This is a genomic window from Corynebacterium sp. HMSC061H03 (assembly GCF_001838215.1).
In the GTDB taxonomy this organism is placed as follows: Bacteria; Actinomycetota; Actinomycetes; order Mycobacteriales; family Mycobacteriaceae; genus Corynebacterium; species Corynebacterium jeikeium_D.
The window spans coordinates 1-19251 of sequence record NZ_KV836089.1 but is presented as its reverse complement, the minus strand read 5'-3'; the positions used below and the strand labels follow the sequence as shown (position 1 = coordinate 19251).

The following is a 19251-nucleotide window of genomic DNA, read 5'->3' as shown; positions in this document are numbered from 1 at the left end:
TCGCTCAGAACCGAAGCTTAGCCACCGGAGTGCATAATCTCCGCGCCCTCGGGCACGGTGTCGTCCTCCGGGTCGTCCAGCCAGCCCTCCGGCAAGACCACCTTTGCAGGGGACCCCTGTCGGCCGCGGGCGCCGTCGGCGTCCTCCGGGCGGGCGTGGGCGCTGGGGCCGTCGTAAAGCGGTGCGAGAATCTCGTCGAGCGTTGCCAGCGAATCGACGCGCGCAAGAGACTTCCGCACCTCACTGCCGGCAGGGTAACCGCGCAGGTACCAGGCGATGTGCTTGCGCAGGTCGCGGCAGCCCTTACGTTCGCCCTCGTGCTCCACGAGCAGTTCCGCGTGACGACGGATAATCCCCGCGACCTCACCAAATGTTGGTGCCGGCGGCACTTCTTCGCCACGCAGCTCGGCGGACAACTGCGCGAACAGCCACGGGCGGCCAAGGCAGCCGCGACCGACGACGACACCGTCGCAGCCGGTCTCGTCGAGCATTTTGCGGGCATCGGTGGAGGCAAAGATGTCGCCGTTGCCAAGCACCGGGATATCGCTGTAGCCGGAGTCGACCATGTGCTCCTTCAGCCGCGCGATCTGCGACCAGTCAGCGTGGCCGGAGTAGCGCTGCGCTGCGGTGCGGGCATGCAGAGCCACAGCCTGGGCGCCCATCTCAGCGGCGATGCGGCCGGCATCGAGATGCGTGTGGTGCTCGTCGTCGATACCGACGCGGAATTTCACGGTCACCGGGATGTCCGTGCCCTCAGTGGCTTTTACCGCTGCGGCGACGATGTTGCCGAAGAGACGGCGCTTATACGGCAGTGCCGAGCCGCCGCCCTTGCGAGTGACCTTCGGTACCGGGCAGCCGAAGTTCATATCGATGTGGTCGGCGAGGTTTTCGTCGACAATCATCTTTGCGGCCTCGTAGGTCCACTTCGGGTCAGTGGTGTAGAGCTGCAGGCTGCGCGGGTTTTCGTCAGGCGCGAAGGTGGTCATGTGCATGGTCTTCTCGTTGTGCTCGACCAGTGCTCGCGCGGTGACCATCTCGCAGACATAGAGGCCCGAGACCGTGCCTGTACGCTGCAGCTCCTGCTCGCGGCACAGCGTGCGGAATGCCACGTTGGTGACACCGGCCATCGGAGCGAGTACCACGGGGGAAGCGAGCTCAAAGGGGCCGATGTGCATGTGCGCGGACGTGGCATCGGCGGGTTTGGCGGCGCTGAGTGGACTCGAGGAGGTATCTAACACGTACAGTATTGTGTCACGCTGAACTGCCGTTTTCGAATCTGTTTTATCTGGCGGATCGGATCGCCCCGGTTAGCGCTTCGTCCGCGGATGCCTGACGACGATCACCGTTCGGCGACCCCTCCCACCGGGCAGGTCGGTGGTATTGCGGAGAATTTCCAGGATGTGGTTCGACTCTTCGTCGAGGTGTTCGGTGGGTTCGTCGAGAAGCAGGATTGGCGCTGTGCTGACAAGCGCACGGGTGAGAATGAGCCTGCGCCGCTGACCACCCGAGAGACTGTCCGCGCCGCTGTCCAGAATCGTGTCCAGGCCGTCGGGTGCGGCATCGACCCAATCGCGCAGGCCCACGGCGTCCAGTACGGAGTAAATGTCCTCGTCGCTGACCTGCGGGTTACCAATAGAGATGTTGTCCCGCACCGTCGTGGCGAAGATATGCTCATCCTCGGCGACGAAGCGCACCAGGTCGCACTGCTCCGTGTTTACGTGGGGCTCTCCGGCACTTGCCGCACTGCGCCACAGCTCACGTCCGTCTCCGTCAATGATAGTCACCGTGCCCGCAACCGGCGGGATTTGTCCGGCGATTGTTTTCAGCAGCGTGGTCTTTCCGCTTCCCGACGGCGCCGTGATCTCCCGGTAGTCGCCAAAGGTGACCTCGAAGTTTTGCATCGGCAGTTGAGCTGGCTGGGCAGCGGGCTCTTCCGCAGTATTCGAACTGTTGTCGTCGGGGTAGCCCACGATTAAGTCTTGAACCTGCAGAGTTGGCCGAACTGTCAGGTGGTTCTGAGCGAGCGGGGACGTGTGGATTGGCGCTGTGGGGACTGGGGCTGAGCGCATGGCATCCGCTTCCCCTGATTCACTCGCACTTGACGCGAGCGTCAGCAAGGCTTCCCTCGATTGCGCCAGTGTTTGCGCAGCAGCTGGCAGCGGACCAACCGACTCAAAAGCCGCCAGCGGCACCAGAACCAGAACCGTCAGCCACTCGGGAGAGTGCAGCAAACCGCCGCCAGCGCCCCCGGCCGAATCCGTCACTAACCACGACGCTACGACCACGGTCAGGACAGCGGTCAACACGCTAGCCGCGGTGCTCAGTGCGGAGGCGCGGGCATTTGCTCGACCTGCGGCGTCATCGATGGCCGCAACCGTTTTGCTGGAGGATGACGCGGCAGAGACTGCCTCATCCAACTGGCCGTGGATACGCAGGCCGGCGGCGTCGGAAAGCAGCGCTTCGACGGCAGCGGCATGCGACTGAAGCGCGGCCGCGCGACGCTGACTTGAGCGCGCAGTGGTGCGATACGTCAGGTAAGGAGCAACACCGCCGGCCAGAAGCAGTCCCACCGCCAGGAGAACCGCAGCGGCAGGCGAGAGTAGAGCCACAAAAATGACGGCGATGAGAGAGGTCATCAGCGCCACCAATGCGGGCACTATTGATCGCACGACGGCATCGGCAAGTGCGTCAATATTCGCCCCAAGCGCTGTGACAATATCGGAACGCTCACGCAGCGCCAGCGTACGGTCGGCCACGAAATGCTCCCATAGCTTCACGCGCGAGCGCTCGGCGGTGCGCAACGCCACATCGTGGGAGACCAACCGGTCGAGGTATCGAAACGCAGCTCGCGAAATACCCAGCGCGCGCACAGACGTCACCGCCAAGGTGATGTCCATCAGCGGTGGCATCTGCCAAGAACGCGTAATCAGCCACGCCGACACCACGGTCAGACTCAGCGCGGACAGCAGCGTGATGATGCCCGCCAACACCGGCCACACCAGGTCGCGGGGTTTCACCAGGCGACGAAGCGCTTGCAGAGTAGTCATCGCGACTGCACCTCCACCACGCCGTCGGCGGCCGCAATCAACAGCGGATCATGGCTGGTGGCAATCACTGTGGCTCCGCGCCGGGCACGTGCGTGCAGGAGCCTAATCACGGACTGCGCACTGTCGGCATCCAGGTGAGCTGTCGGTTCATCGAGGAGGACGAGGTCGCGGGTGTCGTCGGCAAGCTCGCGCCGAAGCGCCTCCCGCTGACGTTGCCCGAGCGAGCGCCGCGAATTGTCTCCCACCGTCGCTGCGTCCAACACTGGGCGCTGGGGCAGCCACGCGATGCGCCGCAGCAGATCCTGGTCACGGAGAATGCGCTGGCCGTCGCGAATAGTTACGGAGCCTTCCAACCCCTCGTGCACGATGCCGGCGACCGCAAGCAGCGCTGTCGTCTTGCCCACGCCGTTCGGCCCCGCCAGCACCGTCACTGTGCCTGGCTGCGCGATGGCGCTTAATTCACTTGGCCGCACGCCGTCTCGCCCCGGCGCGGAAAGGCGTTCGAACACGACCGTGGGGGCGCTGTGGACACTGCTTGACGACGTTCCTTCGGCCACCTCTTCCACAGTTTCAGAGGTGGTGTCTGTGGAGTTTGGAGTCTGGCCAGCGTCCTTGTCTAACAGTTCCGTGACTTCGGTGGCAGCGACCACACCGTCCTGGGCGGCGTGGAATTTCTGGCCAACCTGGCGCACCGGGCCATAGATTTCTGGGGCGATGATGAGCACTGCCAGGCCGGTTGCCAGCGTCATGTGGCCTCCCAGAAGTCGGAAACCGATGCCGACGGCGATGAGGGCGATTGACAGGGTGGTGAGGAATTCCAGGACCGACGCGGATAGGAAAGCGATGCGCAGGACCTCCATGGTGGATTTCCGGTGGCGGGTCGACAGGCGCTTGATTTCCTCGCTGGGGGTGTCGGCCATGTTGTGCGCTTTGAGCGTTGGCAGGCCGATGACCAGGTCGAGAATCTGACCACGCACCGTGCCGATGTCGGCCAGACGGCGTTCTGTGTGGCCCTCAGTGAGGCGACCTACCAGCCACATGAACAGTGGAATGAGTGGCAGCGTGACAACCGCGATGGCAACCGATGGGAGGTCCAACCATGCGACTGCGACCAGTGCCATCGGGGTAGCCAGCGCTGCGGCCACCAGTGCGGGGAGGAATTCCGCCACGTAGACGGCCACACCATCGAGCCCGACCGAAAGCAATGCGCGCCAGTGCGCGGTGTCGACAGTGCGAGGATCGCGCAGAGCCAGGGCTCGCAGTGCCCGGCTGCGCAGGTCTGTGGCCACGCGTGCACCCGCAGATTGGCCGAAACGCACGAGCGCGTAGGAGCAGGCCACCCGAACGAGTACAGCGGCCGTGGCTATCAGCGCGAATAATGTCCAATTAGGAGTTGCCTCACCCAGAACCTGCGCCGTAATAGTGCCGATTGCCAGCCCCAACGCGATTGTGGCACCTGTGCTCGCGGCGGTCAGTGCGCCCGCGAAAATGACCCAACGCCAGGCTGGGGCCGACAGCTTGAATAGTTTCGGATCGACAGGTGCCACTTTTTAGAAACTAACCTCCAACGGACGGTCTACTGCGAGACCTTACGCTCAGCCATCAACCGCTTGCGGAATACCCAGTATGTCCACGCCTGGTAGGCAATCACCAGTGGGGTAATCACCAGCGCGGTCCAGGTCATGATTTTCAGCGTGTAAGGGTTAGAGGCGGAATTCCAGATATCGAGGGAGACGCCGTCGGCAAGCGTCGTCGGCATCAGGTACGGGTACATGGCGCCGAAGACAACGGTGGTGACGGCAGTCACGGTGACGGCGGTTGCGGAAAAAGCGATGCCGTCGCGGTTGCCTACGGTTGCGGAGATGGCAATGACCAGCCCCGCGACGGCGATAACGACAACAGCCCACAGCCAGGTCTTTCCGTATCCCAACTGTGTCCAGATGAGGAACACGCCGCCAAAAATCAGCGCCGACAGTGCCGGAATTCGAGCGGCGTTGCCGACCTCGTCGCGTAGCTTGCCGGCGGTCTTCAGCCGCAGGAACGTAACTGCGTGAAGAGCGAACACAGCCGCAAACGCAATCCCGCCGACCAGAGCGTACGGGTTCAGCAACCCGAGCAGGGTACTAAAGCCGGAGTCCAAGTTCTTGTCGGCATTCAGCGGGACACCGCGCACCAGGTTCGCGACCGCTACGCCCCACAGAATTGGAGGCAGCCAGGAGCCGAAGATAATCGCGCGGTCGCACCAGGCGCGCCAGTGCTCATCGTTGACTTTGAAGCGCCATTCCAGCCCGACGATACGGACAATCAACGCCACCAGAATCAGGAAGAGCGGCAGGTAGAAGCCGGAAAACATAGACGCATACCATTCCGGAAACGCCGCGAAGAGCGCGCCGCCAGCGGTAATTAGCCACACTTCGTTGCCGTCCCATACCGGCCCGATAGTTCCGAGCATCGCTTTACGACGCGGTTCATCGCGGCCAACGAACGGCAGCAGCATTCCGACGCCGAAGTCAAAGCCCTCGAGAAGGAAGTAGCCGGCGAACAGGAACGCGATCAGGACAAACCACAAAACGGGAAGATCTAATCCGAACATGTCAGAGATACATCCTTATCTACTTTGTGTCCTCAGTCGCGGAGACTTCGGAGTCGGGGCTGGCAGCGGACTGGGCATGGACCTTGTTGAATCGAACCGGAGACGAGATGATCGCGCCCAGATTGGTAGCGATTGGTGACGACGGGCCAGCGTGCTCGGGGTCATTGCCGATGGCGTTGATAGCCTCAGCGGATTCGGTCGGAGGTCCGGCAATAACTGCGCGGCGAATCAACCAGAACCACACCACTGCCAAAATCAGGTAGAGCAGGGTAAAGCCCACCAGGGTGATAATCACCGTGGCCGGTGCGTGGTCGGACACACCCATATCGACGGTCATGCGAATCAGCTCGGTGCGCGGGTCGCCCGCGTGATCCGGGTTCGGGTGCACAATCCAGGGCTGACGGCCCATCTCCGTAAAGATCCAGCCAGCGCTGCTGGCCAAGAACGGGAACGGAATCGCGAGGATACTGCAAGCGGCGAAAATGCGGGCTCGCTTGCCCGTCGGCACGCGCCCCTTGCGAGTAAATAGCCAAGCGAAAAACGCGATAGCCAGAGAACCGACCATGAGCCCAATCATGGCGCGGAAAGACCAGTATGTGACGAACAGATTCGGAGAGTAATTGCCTGGGCCGAAGACCGCCTCAGCTTTTTCTTGCAGGTCCTGCACGCCCTGGAGCGTGACGCCACTGAACTTGCCCTCGGCCAGGAAAGGCAGCACCCATGGCACCTCGATGAGATGCAGCACCGAGTCGCAATTGTTGTGCGTACCGACGGTCAGAATCGAGAACATTGGATCTGTCTGCGTGTGGCACAGGGACTCGGCCGATGCCATCTTCATCGGCTGCTGCTCGAACATAAGCTTGGCCTGGATATCGCCGGTGATAAACACCGCCAGCGAGCTGAGCACAGTTGTCCAGAGCCCGACCTTCATGGACTTGTGAAACGTCCGTTCGTGAACAGTATTGCTCTGGCCACCGCGGCGGCTCTGAACCAGCCACCAGCCACTGACGCCGACAACGAGCGTGCCGGCGGTAAGGAAAGAGCTGGCCACGGCATGCGGGAAAGCTGCCAAGGCAGTGGAGTTGGTCAACAGTGCGCCAAAGTCTGTAAGCTCTGCGCGGCCGGTTTCCGGGTTGTAGACCGCGCCTACAGGATGCTGCATGAACGAATTGGCGACGATGATGAAATACGCCGAGATATTCACCGCAATAGCGACAATCCAAATCGAGAGCGTGTGCATCCAGGTGGGAATACGCCCCCAGCCGAAAATCCACAGTCCCAGGAAAGTGGATTCCAGGAAGAATGCGATGAGGCCTTCAAGAGCCAGCGGGCCGCCGAAGACATCACCGATCATGCGGGAGTACTCCGACCAGTTCATACCGAACTGGAATTCCTGGACGATACCCGTGGCTACGCCCATGGCGAAGTTAATAATGAAGATGGTGCCGAAAAGCCGCGTCGCTCGGTACCAAAGGTCATTTTTCGTCGTGGCCCACAGTGTCTGCATGAGCGCGACGAGCGGAGCTAGACCAATTGTCAGCGGGACAAAAATGAAGTGGTAGACGGTGGTTATGCCAAATTGCCAACGAGATATATCGACGACATCCATGTTTCCTCGACTGAAAAAGTAGACATAAACGATGCGTGTACTCCGACGGATTTGTCGAAGCCTGCATCAAGTGCCCGCAGTATTCCTGCTTATTAATTCAGTCGGACAGGAGGGGTAAAAAGTTCCGGGGCGTGAACTTATCGACGCGGGCAGGGCAAAACTCCGGAGGGCAATTATTAAAAACAAGCGCGTAATTGCTAGGCTATTTTGTTGCGCGGGCCTTTAGCTCAGCTGGTAGAGCTACGGACTTTTAATCCGCAGGTCGCGGGTTCGAGCCCCGCAGGGCCCACAAGCACGCAAAACCCCAGGTCATCAACAGCCTGGGGTTTTGTAGTATCTTGCCTGTATTTGCCCTCTGTGGCACCTACTTCTCCCGCTTGTGGTAGCCCATCCGTGGCTTGAAGCCCGCCGGGTGCTTAAGCTGCGCCACTGCATCGGCGACTATCAAGCGGAAGCGTGGCTTCATCGGTGGCATCTGTGAGATCTGGAACCATCCGACATCAGTGGATTCATCATCAGCGACATAGGGGACGTCGTCGCCAACAACACTGCAGCGCATGGAGATATCCAGATATGAGGAAACATCGCCGTTGAGGTGTTCGATAGGGCCAACGGCGCCAGTTCCAAGCAGGGCCTCAACTGTGACATCGAGTCCCGTTTCTTCCTTTACCTCTCGCACGGCGGCGTCGTGAGGCTGCTCGTCCGGGTCGATAATTCCGGTGACTGGGGTCCATTCACCATTATCGGAGCGACGAACCAGCAAGACCTCGGGCAAGGCGTACATCGGTGCATTCGGCGGAACATCGCGAATGACGATAGCCGTGACACCGGGGAGCCAGAGCGGAGCGTGGCCCACTTTTTCACGGAGCTGAACAATGAAATCCGGAATTGCCATAGTTGCGAGCTTATCTGAGTACTAGTAGCGTCCGCGGAAATAGTAAGAAACTCCAGTTCAACCGTGGATTTTGGGAAAAGGGTACTTATCCTCTATAGTTCTTTACGTTGCCAAGAGCGCGCGCAAATGCAATGTTCATACACTGCAGGTGTACGCGGAGTGTGCCACTGAGTGGGCAACTCTTTGCAGCGTTAAGTCGGGCTCCCATCGTCTAGAGGCCTAGGACTCCGCCCTTTCACGGCGGCAACACGGGTTCGAATCCCGTTGGGAGTACCACTAAAAATCATGATGGCCCTGTGGCGCAGTTGGTTAGCGCGCCGCCCTGTCACGGCGGAGGTCGCGGGTTCAAGTCCCGTCAGGGTCGCAATTCTAAACGCCAGTTCCGGTTGGAGCTGGCGTTTTTTGCTTTTGGTTAGTGGTGCGCTGGGCGTCGGCGTGGGTAATGGACAAAAAGTGTGTCTGACTCTCAAGATGGTGACTGGTGAGAAGCCAAAAACTACGGGCTGCAAATGTGAAACTTTATGAGTTTATGACACTTTCAAGCCATTTTTCGGGCCATTTTTGTCATAAACGTAGTCAGTAACTCGCATCGCCCCAACGCCGCCAGCCATAAACGTAGTCAGTAACTCGCATCAGTGACACTGGGGGAGAGGGGGGGGGCTTTACCCGGGTTTGGTGGGGAGAGCTTTTGCCACAGTCTAGGTTGCCCCGAGACCCGGGGCTGGATGTCAGCTTTCAACTTAAAATAACTGCCATGAACTGGCGATTTGCTTATGTTCAGCGCTGTTCTGTAGAGTAACAACTCGTGCACAGCGCTGGTAACCCAGTAAGTTGAGCACGGCATTTAAGGCCCTGTGGCGCAGTTGGTTAGCGCGCCGCCCTGTCACGGCGGAGGTCGCGGGTTCAAGTCCCGTCAGGGTCGCCACTTGATTAATTTCAAGTCTGGCCAGATAGCTCAGTCGGTAGAGCGTCCGCCTGAAAAGTGGAAGGTCAGCGGTTCGATCCCGCTTCTGGCCACAATTAATCCCCAGTCCGGAAACGGGCTGGGGATTCTTTGTTTTACCAGGTGTTTGTCGCGGGGATCGTCGTAAAGCAAAGTGCATCGAGCCGTGCGAAAACCTTAAAGTGGGGGAAATTAAACCGCGTACACACCCTAGCGGATAGGATGTTGTGCATGAGTAAGGAATTCGCCTCAGCAGGAACGCTGTCCGACGATAAGACGCTGCCGTGGGTCGTGCGCATCTTCGTCTACACGGATGCTGAGGGCAGCCAATCGGCTGCTGAGAAGGTTCGTGGGGTGCTCGCGGAACTGATTCCGGATCAGGACGTCAACGTCTACGAGGATGTCATGCCCGATGTGGGGCGCACCTCTTCGCTCGCTGATTTGTGGGCGGAGGCCAACCCGGGCATGGATCCGGGGGATCGGAAGCGTTACCGCATCAGTGTGGTGGCTCCGGGGCTGTCTCACTGCGAAATGGCGGACCTGGCAGGCCCGCTCGCTGAGGCCGTCAGCCCGGGGTGGGCAGAGGGGGAGGCTGCGACTAAGGTCGCGAAGGGCGATGTCCCGTGCCGTGTCGCTGTCGGGCGTGCCGACGAGCACCCGGGCGAACCCCCGCTAGTGCAGAATTAACCAGAATTCGGAATTAATCCGAAGCGAGAGCTGTTATCTGGGTTACATCCTAAGAGTCGTTTGCAATGACGACGCTTCACAACCATGAGAGGGAAGTGATTCCGAAAATGGCACACACTATTTCGCATGATGAGGCCGGTCAGCGCTATGTTCTCACCGTAGAGGGAGAAGAGGCCGGCTTTGCCGCTTACACCCCGGTGGAAGGTGCCCTGGACTTTGACCACACGGTTGTAGATGGCAAATTCCGTGGACAAGGCCTGTCCAAGCCGCTTATCGCAGGCGCGCTGGATGATGTTCGGAAGAACAACCGAAAGATTCGCACCAGCTGCTCCGCTGTTGCCAACTTCGTGGAGAAAAACCCGGAATACCAGGATCTACTGGCTGGCTAGTCGCTGAAGGGCGAAGAACGCACAAAGAAGCCGGCCGGCTTTTGTATGTAGAGCTAGTTTTAGGGCGGGGCTAGATGAAGTCTCCGTCACCCTGGACGTACACCGCCGGATCGCACAACGGCTTGTGTTCGCCGGGCTTGGCAGGGCGTACGCGGCCCGGAATCCCTATCACGATGGAATCGGGTGGGCAGCTGTGGGTGACCACGGAGTTGGCGCCAATCGATGAACCCGCACCAATTGTGATCGGGCCAAGGACTTTCGCACCTGCCCCGACGGTGACGTTGTCCTCCAGAGTTGGGTGGCGTTTTACCTTCTCCAGTGAGCGGCCGCCGAGTGTCACACCGTGGTAGAGCATGCAGCCGTCACCGATCTCTGCGGTTTCACCAATGACGATGCCCATGCCGTGGTCGATGAAGAACCTTCGGCCAATTTGAGCGCCCGGGTGAATCTCAATACCAGTCAGCCAACGGGAAAACTGTGCGAGTACTCGTGCAATGCCCTTGAAAATCCCGCCTCGTTTCCAGAGGCGGTGCGAGAATCGGTGAATCCAGATTGCGTGTAGGCCGGAGTAGACAATGGCATTTTCTACATCACTGCGCGCAGCTGGGTCATGCGCACGGGCATTGTCCAGATCCTCTTTGAGGATTCGGAAAAAGTCACTCATGGGCGTCAATTCTATCTGGTCGGAAGTGTGGGCAATGCAAAAACCCGCTTGCCGACGGAAAGTGCCAGCTAGCGGGCTCTGCAGAGAAGGTTACGGGCGCTTATAGCGCTTGGTTTTAGTCGCGCAGGTCCTCGTACAGGATGGAGGAGACGTAGCGCTCGCCGAAGTCAGGGACAATCACGACGATGTTCTTGCCCTCAGCCTCCGGGCGGGCTGCAATCTCGAGAGCAGCCTTGATGTTTGCACCGGCGGAAATGCCGCCGAGGATGCCCTCGGCTGCAGCAACCTTGCGGGAGACCTCAATAGCGTCCTCGTTGGTAACCGCAATGATCTCGTCGAGAAGCTCCTGATCGAGAACCTCTGGGACGAAGTTTGCGCCCAGACCCTGAATCTTGTGCGGGCCGGCGGTGCCCTCGGTCAGCAGCGGGGAGGCCTTCGGCTCAACGGCAACCAGCTTGATGTCCGAGTTGTGCTTCTTCAGCGTGCGACCAGCACCGGTAATGGTGCCGCCGGTGCCGACACCAGCCACGAAGTAATCAACCTTGCCGTCGGTAGCTTCCCAGATTTCTTCACCAGTGGTTGCCTCGTGGATAGCCGGGTTGGCCGGGTTGGCGAACTGGGAAGCCAGGATTGCATTGTCGGTGTTAGCCACGATTTCGTTGGCCTTATCGACAGCACCGCGCATGCCATCCGCGCCCGGGGTGAGTACAAGCTCAGCGCCAAATGCGCGCAGAACGACGCGGCGCTCCTGGCTCATGGTGTCCGGCATAGTGAGAATGACCTTGTAACCGCGGGCTGCGCCGACCATTGCCAGCGCGATACCGGTGTTGCCCGAGGTACCCTCGACGATGGTTCCGCCCGGCTTGAGCTCGCCAGAGCGCTCGGCGGCATCGATAATTGCGTTGCCGATGCGGTCCTTGACCGAGTTGGCAGGGTTGTAAAACTCCAGCTTGGCAATCACGTTGCCCGGCAGGCCCTCGGTAACACGGTTGAGCTTAACCAGCGGGGTGTTGCCGATCAGTTCAGTGACATCGTTATAAATAGTCATTAATCTTATCCATTCCGGAAATCACAGAGGACTTCCTAATGAGTTTTCGCGTGTAGCCGTAGTGTACGCCTGATCCTGCAATTAGTACAGACCAGTTCGTCTATTTTATGGCTTGCGTAGGGAAGTGGAAGCTGTCAGTTCCGGTGCCGCCACCGTCATAGTCGCCGCGGCCGGCGCCGTCGCAGTCGCACCGCTATTTTCGCAATGCCCCTGCTATTGCCACGTTAACGCTGTCTCATTGCCTCGCTCGTCCTTACCTCCATTGTGAGGGTAAAGAGCATTAAAGTTTCTTAGAATCCACTATTCTGAGACGTGATTTACAGTGCACGGGAATGCCTTGTGAATAGGCAGCGGCCCTCGCCACTGTGATTGGGCGCGATTGCGGCCCTTATCTGCACAGCGGTTATATGTGATAACCGAAAACGCAGACAATGGACTCAGCGATTGCGGTGCTTCGTCGAAGCCACTCAGAGGGACTCAAACCTTTGGGGAAGGAGGCGAGGCATTAATAGAAGTGTGAAGCTTTCCTCAGCCCATCAGCCAGGAGACCGACTGTAAATCATCCAATTCGCGTCCGCGGATTGGCGGTCGAGCGGTGCTGTCGAGGTGAATAGCGCCGTAGAAAGATGATTTACATCATGCATATTGCTGAGGGATTTCTCCCAGTTACTCATTGCATTGGGTGGGGTGTAGCTGCCGCTCCCTTTGTCATTCACGGCGCAATTCAAGTCAAGCGCACTATGAAAGAACATCCCGGTAGCGGCATGCTGCTCGGTGCTGCTGGTGCGTTTACCTTCGTGCTCTCCGCAATCAAGATTCCATCTGTGACGGGTTCCACTTCGCACCCGACAGGTACAGGTTTTGGTGCTGTAATCTTCAAACCTCCGGTGATGGCGCTGCTTGGCTCCATCGTGTTGCTCTTCCAAGCAATCTTGCTCGCTCACGGCGGCATTACGACGCTCGGTGCGAACATCTTCTCCATGGCAATCGTCGGCCCGTGGGTTGGCTACGCCTTCTACGTATTGACTCGAAAGCTCGGCGGAGGCCTACTACCAGGTGTGTTTATGGCAGCGTTCTTCGCTGACCTCTCCACCTACGTGGTGACCTCCATGCAGCTCGCTCTTGCACACCCGGCAAACCCGGGCGGTGTCGGCGGCGCTCTGGCTACATTCCTCGGCCTGTTCGCTATCACGCAGATTCCGCTGGCAATCATCGAGGCTCTGGTCACCGTCATTCTCATGCGCACCCTGCTGGCCGTGGCACATTCTGAGCTCCTCGATCTCGGCTTCCTGTCCCGCTTCGGTGATGCGCCAGCACCGGCGCTGGACGCAAAGGCTGCAGACACCACGACCGACGCTGTCGCAGGATCTGCCACTTCGCAGAATGCGGCAGCTGCATCCGTATCCGGCCAGAAGCGGTAGCCGTCGTCAAGCGAAAAGAAGCGAAAGAGAGCACGATTATGAATGCAAAAAACAACGCGCAGATTGTCGACGCACAGGCAGTGAGCCAGCCGAAGAAGAACTCCGTGTGGGTCAGCGTTGGTCTCATTGTCCTGGTAGTCGTAATTGCCATGTTCCCGCTGTTCTTCAACTACGGGGACGACGACGCCGAGGAGCCGTTCGCCGGCACTGATGCCACCGCTACGGAGACAATTCAGGAAATCGACCCGAACTACGAGCCGTGGTTCGAGCCACTCGTCGGCGAGCTGCCGGGTGAGGTTGAGTCGGGTCTGTTCGCGCTCCAGGCCGTTATCGGAGCTGGCGTCCTGTTCTACGTTATTGGCTTCTACCGAGGGAAGGCTGCTGCGCGTTCAGACAAGCGCGAGAAAGAGCAGTGAATGCGCTAGAAGCCGCAGCGGCGCGCAGCGCTTGGGCACGCCGCAACGTGGGTGAAAAGATTCTGCTGCTCGGTGGGCTGCTGATTCTGGCGGTTGCGCTACCGCCAATTCCCTTTGCACCGGTCATCGCGGTCATTGCTTGGTCTATTGCGTACATAGCCCGAGTGCCCCGCAAGCTGTATGCGGCAATGGTGCTGGCGCCGGCGGCTTTTGTGCTCGTCGGCGCGTTTCCGCTTTTGGTAGCGCTTACTCCCGACGGTCTCGCGTGGTCGCCGGATGGCCCGCAGCGAATGACGCAGGTTGTGATGCGTTCGTTTGCGGGTATCAGCTGCACGATGGTCTTTGCGCTGACCACTCCGATTTCGGAGCTCATTGCCTGGCTCGACAAGCACGGCATGCCGCGCTACCTCACTTATCTCGCTGAGGTGATTTATCGGATGACCGGCGTGCTGATTCACTCTGCGCGTTCAATGACTGAGGCCCAAGCACGACGTCTGGGGCACTCCACGCGCCGGGCGATGATCCGAGATGCAGCGGCACAGTCCGCCAGCCTCTTTGTCATTGCCTTTACCCGTGCCCGCAAGATGCAAGAGGGAATCGAGCTTCGCGCCGACCCGAGCGCAATGAAAGTACTAGTGATTTCGCGACCCAGGCAGCCGAAGTTCATCGTGATATCCAGTGCATTACTGTTGTCGTTGATCGCGGCCTGGGCGCTGCTGAAATGGGGTGTATAGGGATGTCGATCAGCAGGAAAAATACCGCTGATCACCCGCATGGTGCCAGCGGTGCCATTGTGGAAGCAGCTGCCGTTACATACGCTTACGACGAAACCCACGTCCTGAAAGGCGTGGATTTGGCAATTTCGGGCGGCGAGCGCCTAGCGCTGTTGGGCGCAAACGGTTCTGGCAAGTCCACGCTGTTGCGTATGCTCGCGGGAGCGTCTAAGCCCAATAGTGGTGAGGTCCGCCTTGACGGCACCGTCTACACGTACTCCCGGCACGGCCGCAATGCGGTCCGTCGCTCAGTGCAGATGGTCACGCAGGATCCGGATGAGCAAATCTTCGCGGCTAGCGTGTTTGCAGACGTCTCGTTCGGTCCCGTCAACCTGGGGCTTAAGAACGAGGAAGTCGAACGGCGCGTCCGGCAGGCTCTAGGTACCGCCGAGATCACCGATCTCGCCGAACGCGTTCCGCACCAGCTTTCCTATGGTCAGCGCAAGCGCGTCGCTCTCGCTGGTGCGCTGGCGATGCATCCGCGTGTGCTGCTTCTCGACGAGCCCTCCGCCGGCCTCGATCCGCAGGCGACCCGAAAGCTTGCACACACGCTCAATCAATTGCGCGATCAGAGCACTGCCGTCGTCGTCGCCACGCACGACATCGACTTCGCGTGGAATTTCGCCGATAGGGCAGCAGTGCTTGCCGACGGCAAACTGCGAGTTGGCTCCAAAGAGGAAATTTTGGCCGATCGACGGTTGGTCGAACATGCTCGATTGGCTTTGCCCTGGGCGCCCGTGGTCTCCAAGGCGATTGGGCGAGATGTGTGCCATCCAGAGGATGTTTAGGCGAGCGGTTTGGTTGGTGAATAGCTCATCGATATGTGCAGCTAAACCACGATAAAAATGAGAAAAGCGCCCGCGGGCAGGGCGTAATGCCTATGAAAATAGGCCTAGAAATATAGGCGAAGCTGTCGCATTTCTTCGCTTCCATTTCACGTCACACCTGTCCGCGGGCGATCTCCGTGGCCGTGGCACTTTGCAGTGCCCTCGGCGCATCAGGCAGGTATTCGGACTTTCTGGCGTGACCGACAATAAGGGGATGACGACTGCCGCAAGCTTCAATGCTTACGTGCAGATCCTTATTATCAATTTTCCTACTTTTCGCCGCTTCCCAAGGTTGAAATAACCTCAGTGCCGTTGGCGAATTTTGTTCCAGATTACCGCTGCGGGACAGTTCCGGAATTGCACCGGATTCCCTCTTGCGTTTGCTGTGCACCACCTTCGGACAACCACGTGGAGGACGTAGCATTGAAAGTGGAACTCAACAAAACCTGTTGCATGTATGACAATAGCGCACGATGCAAAATAAGCGAAGGTCTTTTTCGAAAATGTCCGCATTGGGGGTAAAACGCCGTTCATTACCCTCTGTTATCAACATTCACGCAGTTTGTTAGCGGAAAAATAGCTACCCCCTGCCTTGTATTTATTCGGCCGAGGCGGGGCTAATGACAGGATTTATCCTGGTATTTTCTTTACGTACTTGTAGAGAAACCTAGTTGTTTCCTAAGATTGTGTGACGGATGCCTTAATGCAGGTGTACCCGTTCGGAGGGTACTATCTACTTTGTACGGTTTACAGCCCCCGAAAGGGTCAGTGGCCGCTGAGCGGTAGTTGGCCATTTCGTAGGAGTGTAAGTCGGCGCGAAGTCACAGGCTGATGGTGCCTCTGTGGGTGCCAGTGAAGCAATTTGCCCGTTACGCAGGAGGACGCGAGATGGATCCCCACCGCATTCTGGACGACAATGAGGTTATTAAGTCGTCCTTGGTCGCCCTAAAGAATGCGACTGGTATTCCGGTCACAATGTATGCGGAAGTCACCGATAACTCTAAGATGCAGATCAACAACTGGGTTGGCCTGCGTACTCCGGCCCTGCAGAATCTGACTGTGGAATCGGGTGCGGGTGTCGGTGGTCGCGTGTTGGCCACGCGCCGCCCGGTGGGTGTCAGTGACTACCTGCGCGCCAAGGTTATTACCCATGAGTATGACGACAAGATTCGTGACGAAGGCCTGCACTCGCTGGTCGCCGTGCCGGTGATCGTTTCGCGTCTTGTCCGTGGCGTGCTCTACGGTGGCGTGCACTCCTCGGTGCGCCTGGGGGACAAGGTTCTTGAAGAGGTCACAATGACCGCCCGTTGCCTGGAGCAGGACCTCGCTGTCGTCGATGCCTGCCGCAACATGGATCGTTCGGGCAACGGTAAGGGCGGCCGCATCATGAATGGCGCTGAGTGGGAGCAGGTTCGCTCCACGCACTCCAAGCTGCGCATGCTCGCTAACCGTGTGGATGATGAGAAGCTGCGCCAGGAGCTCGAGGTGCTCTGCGATCAGATGGTCACCCCGGTTCGCGTCAAGCAGACCACCAAGCTGTCGGCTCGTGAGCTCGATGTTCTCGCCTGTGTCGCCCTCGGTCACACCAACGTCGAGGCCGCAGAGGAAATGGGCATCGGTGCCGAGACGGTTAAGTCCTACCTCCGCTCCGTGATGCGCAAGCTGGGCGCCCACACTCGCTACGAGGCCGTCAACGCGGCCCGTCGCATCGGCGCACTGCCGTAAACCGCTTGACGACGGTTCCTTTGCGCCCAAACCCGCGGGTATTGGGGTAGTCAGTTCTGCTACTTGACCCGCTACTTACCCCCTGCTTGCCGCTGGGCTTCGCGCTCACCACCGGGGATCCACTTAACGTCGTTTCCGTCATTGGCCACTCTCGAAAGAATAAACAACAGGTCAGACAAGCGATTGAGATACTTCGCCGGTAGGACTGAGGTGGTTTCGGGAAATTCGCGGCAGGCAGCCCATGCTGCACGCTCGGCTCGGCGAGTAATCACCCGAGCTGTGTGTAGCAGTGCTGCGGCTGGTGTGCCTCCCGGGAGGATGAAGGAATCCAGTTTCGGCAGTTGTTCATTGAATTGGTCGCACCAGTGCTCGAGTCGCTCGATGTAATCCGGCTCGATACGCAACGGCGGGTACTTCGGGTTTTCTTCAATAGGTGTTGCCAGGTCGGCTCCGGCATCAAATAGGTCATTCTGCACGTAGCGAATGACAGCCGAGATTTCGTCGTCAAGCGTGCCGAAACTGAGCGCCTGGCCGAGTGCGGCGTTGGCCTCCTCGCACGTGGCGTAGGCGATAAGGCGAGAATCATCCTTGGGAACGCGGCTGAAATCGGATAATCCAGTGGTGCCGTCGTCGCCGGTGCGAGTGTAAATGCGAGTTAGATGAACGCTCATAGCTTCAAGCCTAAGCGCGATATTGCGAAATGTGGTTGGCTGGGGGAGTGGGAAATGAGCGATTTCTGGTTAAAGGCGGAGCGACGCTAAATGGTCAGGTTCAGATTTCCGGGGCGAAGAACTCGGTTCTGAAACTGATGGGTGCGGCGCTTCTCGCCGAGGGCACGACAGTACTGACGAACTGCCCTGAAATTGACGACGTGCCATTGATGCAAAAGGTCCTCGAAGGGCTCGGCTGCTCCGTGACGCGCGAGGGCGACCGGATTGAAATCACGGTGCCCGAAGAACTCTCGCATCACGCCGATTTCGATGCCGTGCGCCAGTTCCGCGCTTCGGTCTGTGTGCTCGGGCCGCTGACGGCGCGTACCCGTAACGCGATTGTCGCACTGCCCGGTGGTGACGCTATTGGTTCCCGCCCGCTGGACATGCATCAGGCTGGCCTGGAGAAATTGGGAGCACGCACCTATATTCACCACGGTTGCGTGGTGGCTGAGGCGGGGCGACTCAAGGGGGCGAACATCAAGCTGGACTTCCCGTCCGTCGGCGCGACCGAGAATATTCTGACCGCGGCCGTACTAGCGGAAGGTACGACTGTGCTGGATAACGCCGCCCGTGAGCCCGAAATTGTCGACCTGTGCGAGATGCTCGTGGAGATGGGCGCCAAGATTTCGGGTGCGGGATCTAACACCATCACGGTTGAGGGCGTAGAGAAGCTGCACCCGACTGAGCACAAGGTTGTCGGCGACCGAATTATCGCAGGGACCTGGGCTTATGCTGCAGCGATGACCGGCGGCGATATTACGGTCGTTGGCATTAACCCTAAGTACCTGCACCTTCCTCTGGAAAAACTGAAGAACGCAGGCGCTCAGGTCGAGACCTACCCGCAGGGCTTCCGCGTGCGTATGGACAGGCGTCCGCAGGGTGTGAACTATCAAACGCTGCCATACCCAGGCTTTCCGACGGACATGCAGCCCATGGCCATTGCTCTGTCCGCGGTGTCCGAAGGGACGTCAGTGCTTACCGAGAACGTTTTTGAGTCGCGCTTCCGGTTTGTCGACGAGATGATTCGCCTCGGCACGGACGCGACTATCGATGGCCACCACGTGATGATTCGCGGAAAGGAAACGCTGAGTTCCGCACCTGTGTGGTCTTCGGACATTCGCGCCGGAGCGGGACTAGTGCTTGCTGGGCTGTGTACTGAAGAAGGTGACGTCACTGAGGTGCACGATGTTTATCACATCGACCGTGGTTACCCGGGCTTCGTAGAGACACTCAATTCTCTTGGCGCTTCTGTTGAACGGGTTAGCTAGTGATTGTTGGCCTCTGGTCAATGGCTAACGGCTAAGCGCACGGTGCTAGTTAAACGCGCGGTGCGGAAAACCATCGCAAGTCTTCGGTTCTGGATGCTTCAGAACCGTAAGGAGTGATTCTCCTGTGGTGGCTTGTGGTGGTTTTCGCTATTTTACCTGGGGTTTTGTGTCTTTGGGTGGGGTGTGTGTAATGTATCTGGAGGTCAGCGCGGCCAGGCAGTTTATGTGTTTGG

Annotated in this window: 17 protein-coding genes, 5 tRNA genes and 2 riboswitches; of the genes, 13 read left to right on the top strand and 9 right to left on the bottom strand. The window is 59.0% G+C overall.

Going from position 1 to position 19251, the window contains the following annotated elements; all coding sequences use genetic code 11:
• Positions 1 to 17: 17 nt before the first annotated feature.
• From dusB to HMPREF2787_RS10305, 5 genes are all read right to left on the bottom strand, one after another.
• The gene (gene dusB / locus HMPREF2787_RS10325; RefSeq protein ID WP_042388893.1) at positions 18 to 1175 is read right to left on the bottom strand and encodes a tRNA dihydrouridine synthase DusB; all 1158 of its coding nucleotides are present in this window, start codon (positions 1173 to 1175) and stop codon (positions 18 to 20) included.
• 132 nt (positions 1176 to 1307) lie between these two features.
• On the bottom strand, positions 1308 to 3047 hold the full coding sequence (gene cydC / locus HMPREF2787_RS10320; protein WP_070859190.1) for a thiol reductant ABC exporter subunit CydC: 1740 nt from the start codon (positions 3045 to 3047) through the stop codon (positions 1308 to 1310).
• Positions 3044 to 4594 (bottom strand): ABC transporter ATP-binding protein/permease, encoded by a 1551-nt coding sequence (locus HMPREF2787_RS10315; RefSeq protein ID WP_016421375.1) that lies wholly within the window; start codon positions 4592 to 4594, stop codon positions 3044 to 3046. Before HMPREF2787_RS10315 ends, cydC begins: the two co-directional genes overlap by 4 nt.
• A 29-nt stretch (positions 4595 to 4623) precedes the next feature.
• A complete protein-coding gene (gene cydB, locus HMPREF2787_RS10310; RefSeq protein WP_016421374.1) occupies positions 4624 to 5640 on the bottom strand; it encodes a cytochrome d ubiquinol oxidase subunit II in 1017 nt (338 codons plus the stop codon).
• Between the two features lie 19 nt (positions 5641 to 5659).
• Positions 5660 to 7249 carry a cytochrome ubiquinol oxidase subunit I gene (locus tag HMPREF2787_RS10305; protein WP_070643088.1) on the bottom strand — a complete coding sequence of 530 codons (1590 nt, stop codon included), beginning with the start codon at positions 7247 to 7249 and terminating at the stop codon, positions 5660 to 5662.
• 216 nt (positions 7250 to 7465) lie between these two features.
• On the opposite strand from HMPREF2787_RS10305, the gene HMPREF2787_RS10300 reads away from it, so the two are divergent.
• Positions 7466 to 7538, top strand: a tRNA-Lys gene (locus HMPREF2787_RS10300).
• A gap of 75 nt (positions 7539 to 7613) precedes the next feature.
• Here HMPREF2787_RS10300 and HMPREF2787_RS10295 read toward each other — a convergent pair.
• Positions 7614 to 8144: an NUDIX hydrolase gene (locus HMPREF2787_RS10295; RefSeq protein WP_070643090.1), complete on the bottom strand. Its 531-nt coding sequence runs from the start codon at positions 8142 to 8144 to the stop codon at positions 7614 to 7616.
• 200 nt (positions 8145 to 8344) lie between these two features.
• Between HMPREF2787_RS10295 and HMPREF2787_RS10290 the strand changes: the two genes are divergently transcribed.
• From HMPREF2787_RS10290 to HMPREF2787_RS10265, 6 genes are all read left to right on the top strand, one after another.
• A tRNA-Glu gene (locus HMPREF2787_RS10290) sits at positions 8345 to 8420 on the top strand.
• A gap of 14 nt (positions 8421 to 8434) precedes the next feature.
• Positions 8435 to 8508, top strand: a tRNA-Asp gene (locus HMPREF2787_RS10285).
• Between the two features lie 484 nt (positions 8509 to 8992).
• Positions 8993 to 9069: transfer RNA gene (locus tag HMPREF2787_RS10280), tRNA-Asp, on the top strand.
• Between the two features lie 19 nt (positions 9070 to 9088).
• Positions 9089 to 9161 (top strand) — tRNA-Phe (locus HMPREF2787_RS10275).
• Positions 9162 to 9318: 157 nt separating this feature from the next.
• Entirely contained in the window at positions 9319 to 9774 is a 456-nt protein-coding gene (locus HMPREF2787_RS10270; protein WP_070603988.1) for a hypothetical protein, read from the top strand.
• 107 nt (positions 9775 to 9881) lie between these two features.
• Complete coding sequence (locus HMPREF2787_RS10265) at positions 9882 to 10163, top strand: GNAT family N-acetyltransferase (protein WP_048733762.1); 282 nt, start codon at positions 9882 to 9884, stop codon at positions 10161 to 10163.
• Positions 10164 to 10233: 70 nt separating this feature from the next.
• Here the strand turns inward: HMPREF2787_RS10265 and epsC are convergent, their stop codons facing one another.
• Together epsC and cysK are read right to left on the bottom strand one after the other, a co-directional pair.
• Complete coding sequence (gene epsC, locus HMPREF2787_RS10260) at positions 10234 to 10827, bottom strand: serine O-acetyltransferase EpsC (protein ID WP_016421365.1); 594 nt, start codon at positions 10825 to 10827, stop codon at positions 10234 to 10236.
• A 115-nt stretch (positions 10828 to 10942) separates the two neighbouring features.
• Entirely contained in the window at positions 10943 to 11875 is a 933-nt protein-coding gene (gene cysK / locus HMPREF2787_RS10255) for a cysteine synthase A (protein WP_070859189.1), read from the bottom strand.
• A 303-nt stretch (positions 11876 to 12178) separates the two neighbouring features.
• A riboswitch (cobalamin riboswitch) is annotated at positions 12179 to 12447 on the top strand.
• Between the two features lie 66 nt (positions 12448 to 12513).
• Between cysK and HMPREF2787_RS10250 the strand changes: the two genes are divergently transcribed.
• The 5 genes from HMPREF2787_RS10250 (at position 12514) to ramA (ending at position 17037) form a co-directional block, all read left to right on the top strand.
• A complete protein-coding gene (locus HMPREF2787_RS10250) occupies positions 12514 to 13296 on the top strand; it encodes an energy-coupling factor ABC transporter permease (protein ID WP_083326701.1) in 783 nt (260 codons plus the stop codon).
• 38 nt (positions 13297 to 13334) lie between these two features.
• Positions 13335 to 13712, top strand: coding sequence for an energy-coupling factor ABC transporter substrate-binding protein (locus HMPREF2787_RS10245; protein WP_070859187.1), 378 nt, complete (start codon positions 13335 to 13337; stop codon positions 13710 to 13712).
• On the top strand, positions 13709 to 14446 hold the full coding sequence (gene cbiQ, locus HMPREF2787_RS10240; RefSeq protein WP_070859186.1) for a cobalt ECF transporter T component CbiQ: 738 nt from the start codon (positions 13709 to 13711) through the stop codon (positions 14444 to 14446). Before HMPREF2787_RS10245 ends, cbiQ begins: the two co-directional genes overlap by 4 nt.
• Positions 14447 to 14448: 2 nt before the next feature.
• Positions 14449 to 15273, top strand: a complete 825-nt coding sequence (locus HMPREF2787_RS10235) for an energy-coupling factor ABC transporter ATP-binding protein (protein ID WP_070859185.1) — start codon at positions 14449 to 14451, stop codon at positions 15271 to 15273.
• A 194-nt stretch (positions 15274 to 15467) separates the two neighbouring features.
• Positions 15468 to 15725, bottom strand: a riboswitch (cobalamin riboswitch).
• Between the two features lie 475 nt (positions 15726 to 16200).
• Complete coding sequence (ramA, locus tag HMPREF2787_RS10230) at positions 16201 to 17037, top strand: acetate metabolism transcriptional regulator RamA (RefSeq protein ID WP_005511953.1); 837 nt, start codon at positions 16201 to 16203, stop codon at positions 17035 to 17037.
• A 71-nt stretch (positions 17038 to 17108) separates the two neighbouring features.
• On the opposite strand, the gene HMPREF2787_RS10225 is transcribed toward ramA, so the two are convergent.
• Positions 17109 to 17708 carry a cob(I)yrinic acid a,c-diamide adenosyltransferase gene (locus HMPREF2787_RS10225; RefSeq protein WP_049173053.1) on the bottom strand — a complete coding sequence of 200 codons (600 nt, stop codon included), beginning with the start codon at positions 17706 to 17708 and terminating at the stop codon, positions 17109 to 17111.
• A gap of 47 nt (positions 17709 to 17755) precedes the next feature.
• Between HMPREF2787_RS10225 and murA the strand changes: the two genes are divergently transcribed.
• On the top strand, positions 17756 to 19018 hold the full coding sequence (gene murA, locus HMPREF2787_RS10220) for a UDP-N-acetylglucosamine 1-carboxyvinyltransferase (RefSeq protein WP_239272592.1): 1263 nt from the start codon (positions 17756 to 17758) through the stop codon (positions 19016 to 19018).
• The last annotated feature ends 233 nt before the right edge of the window (positions 19019 to 19251 follow it).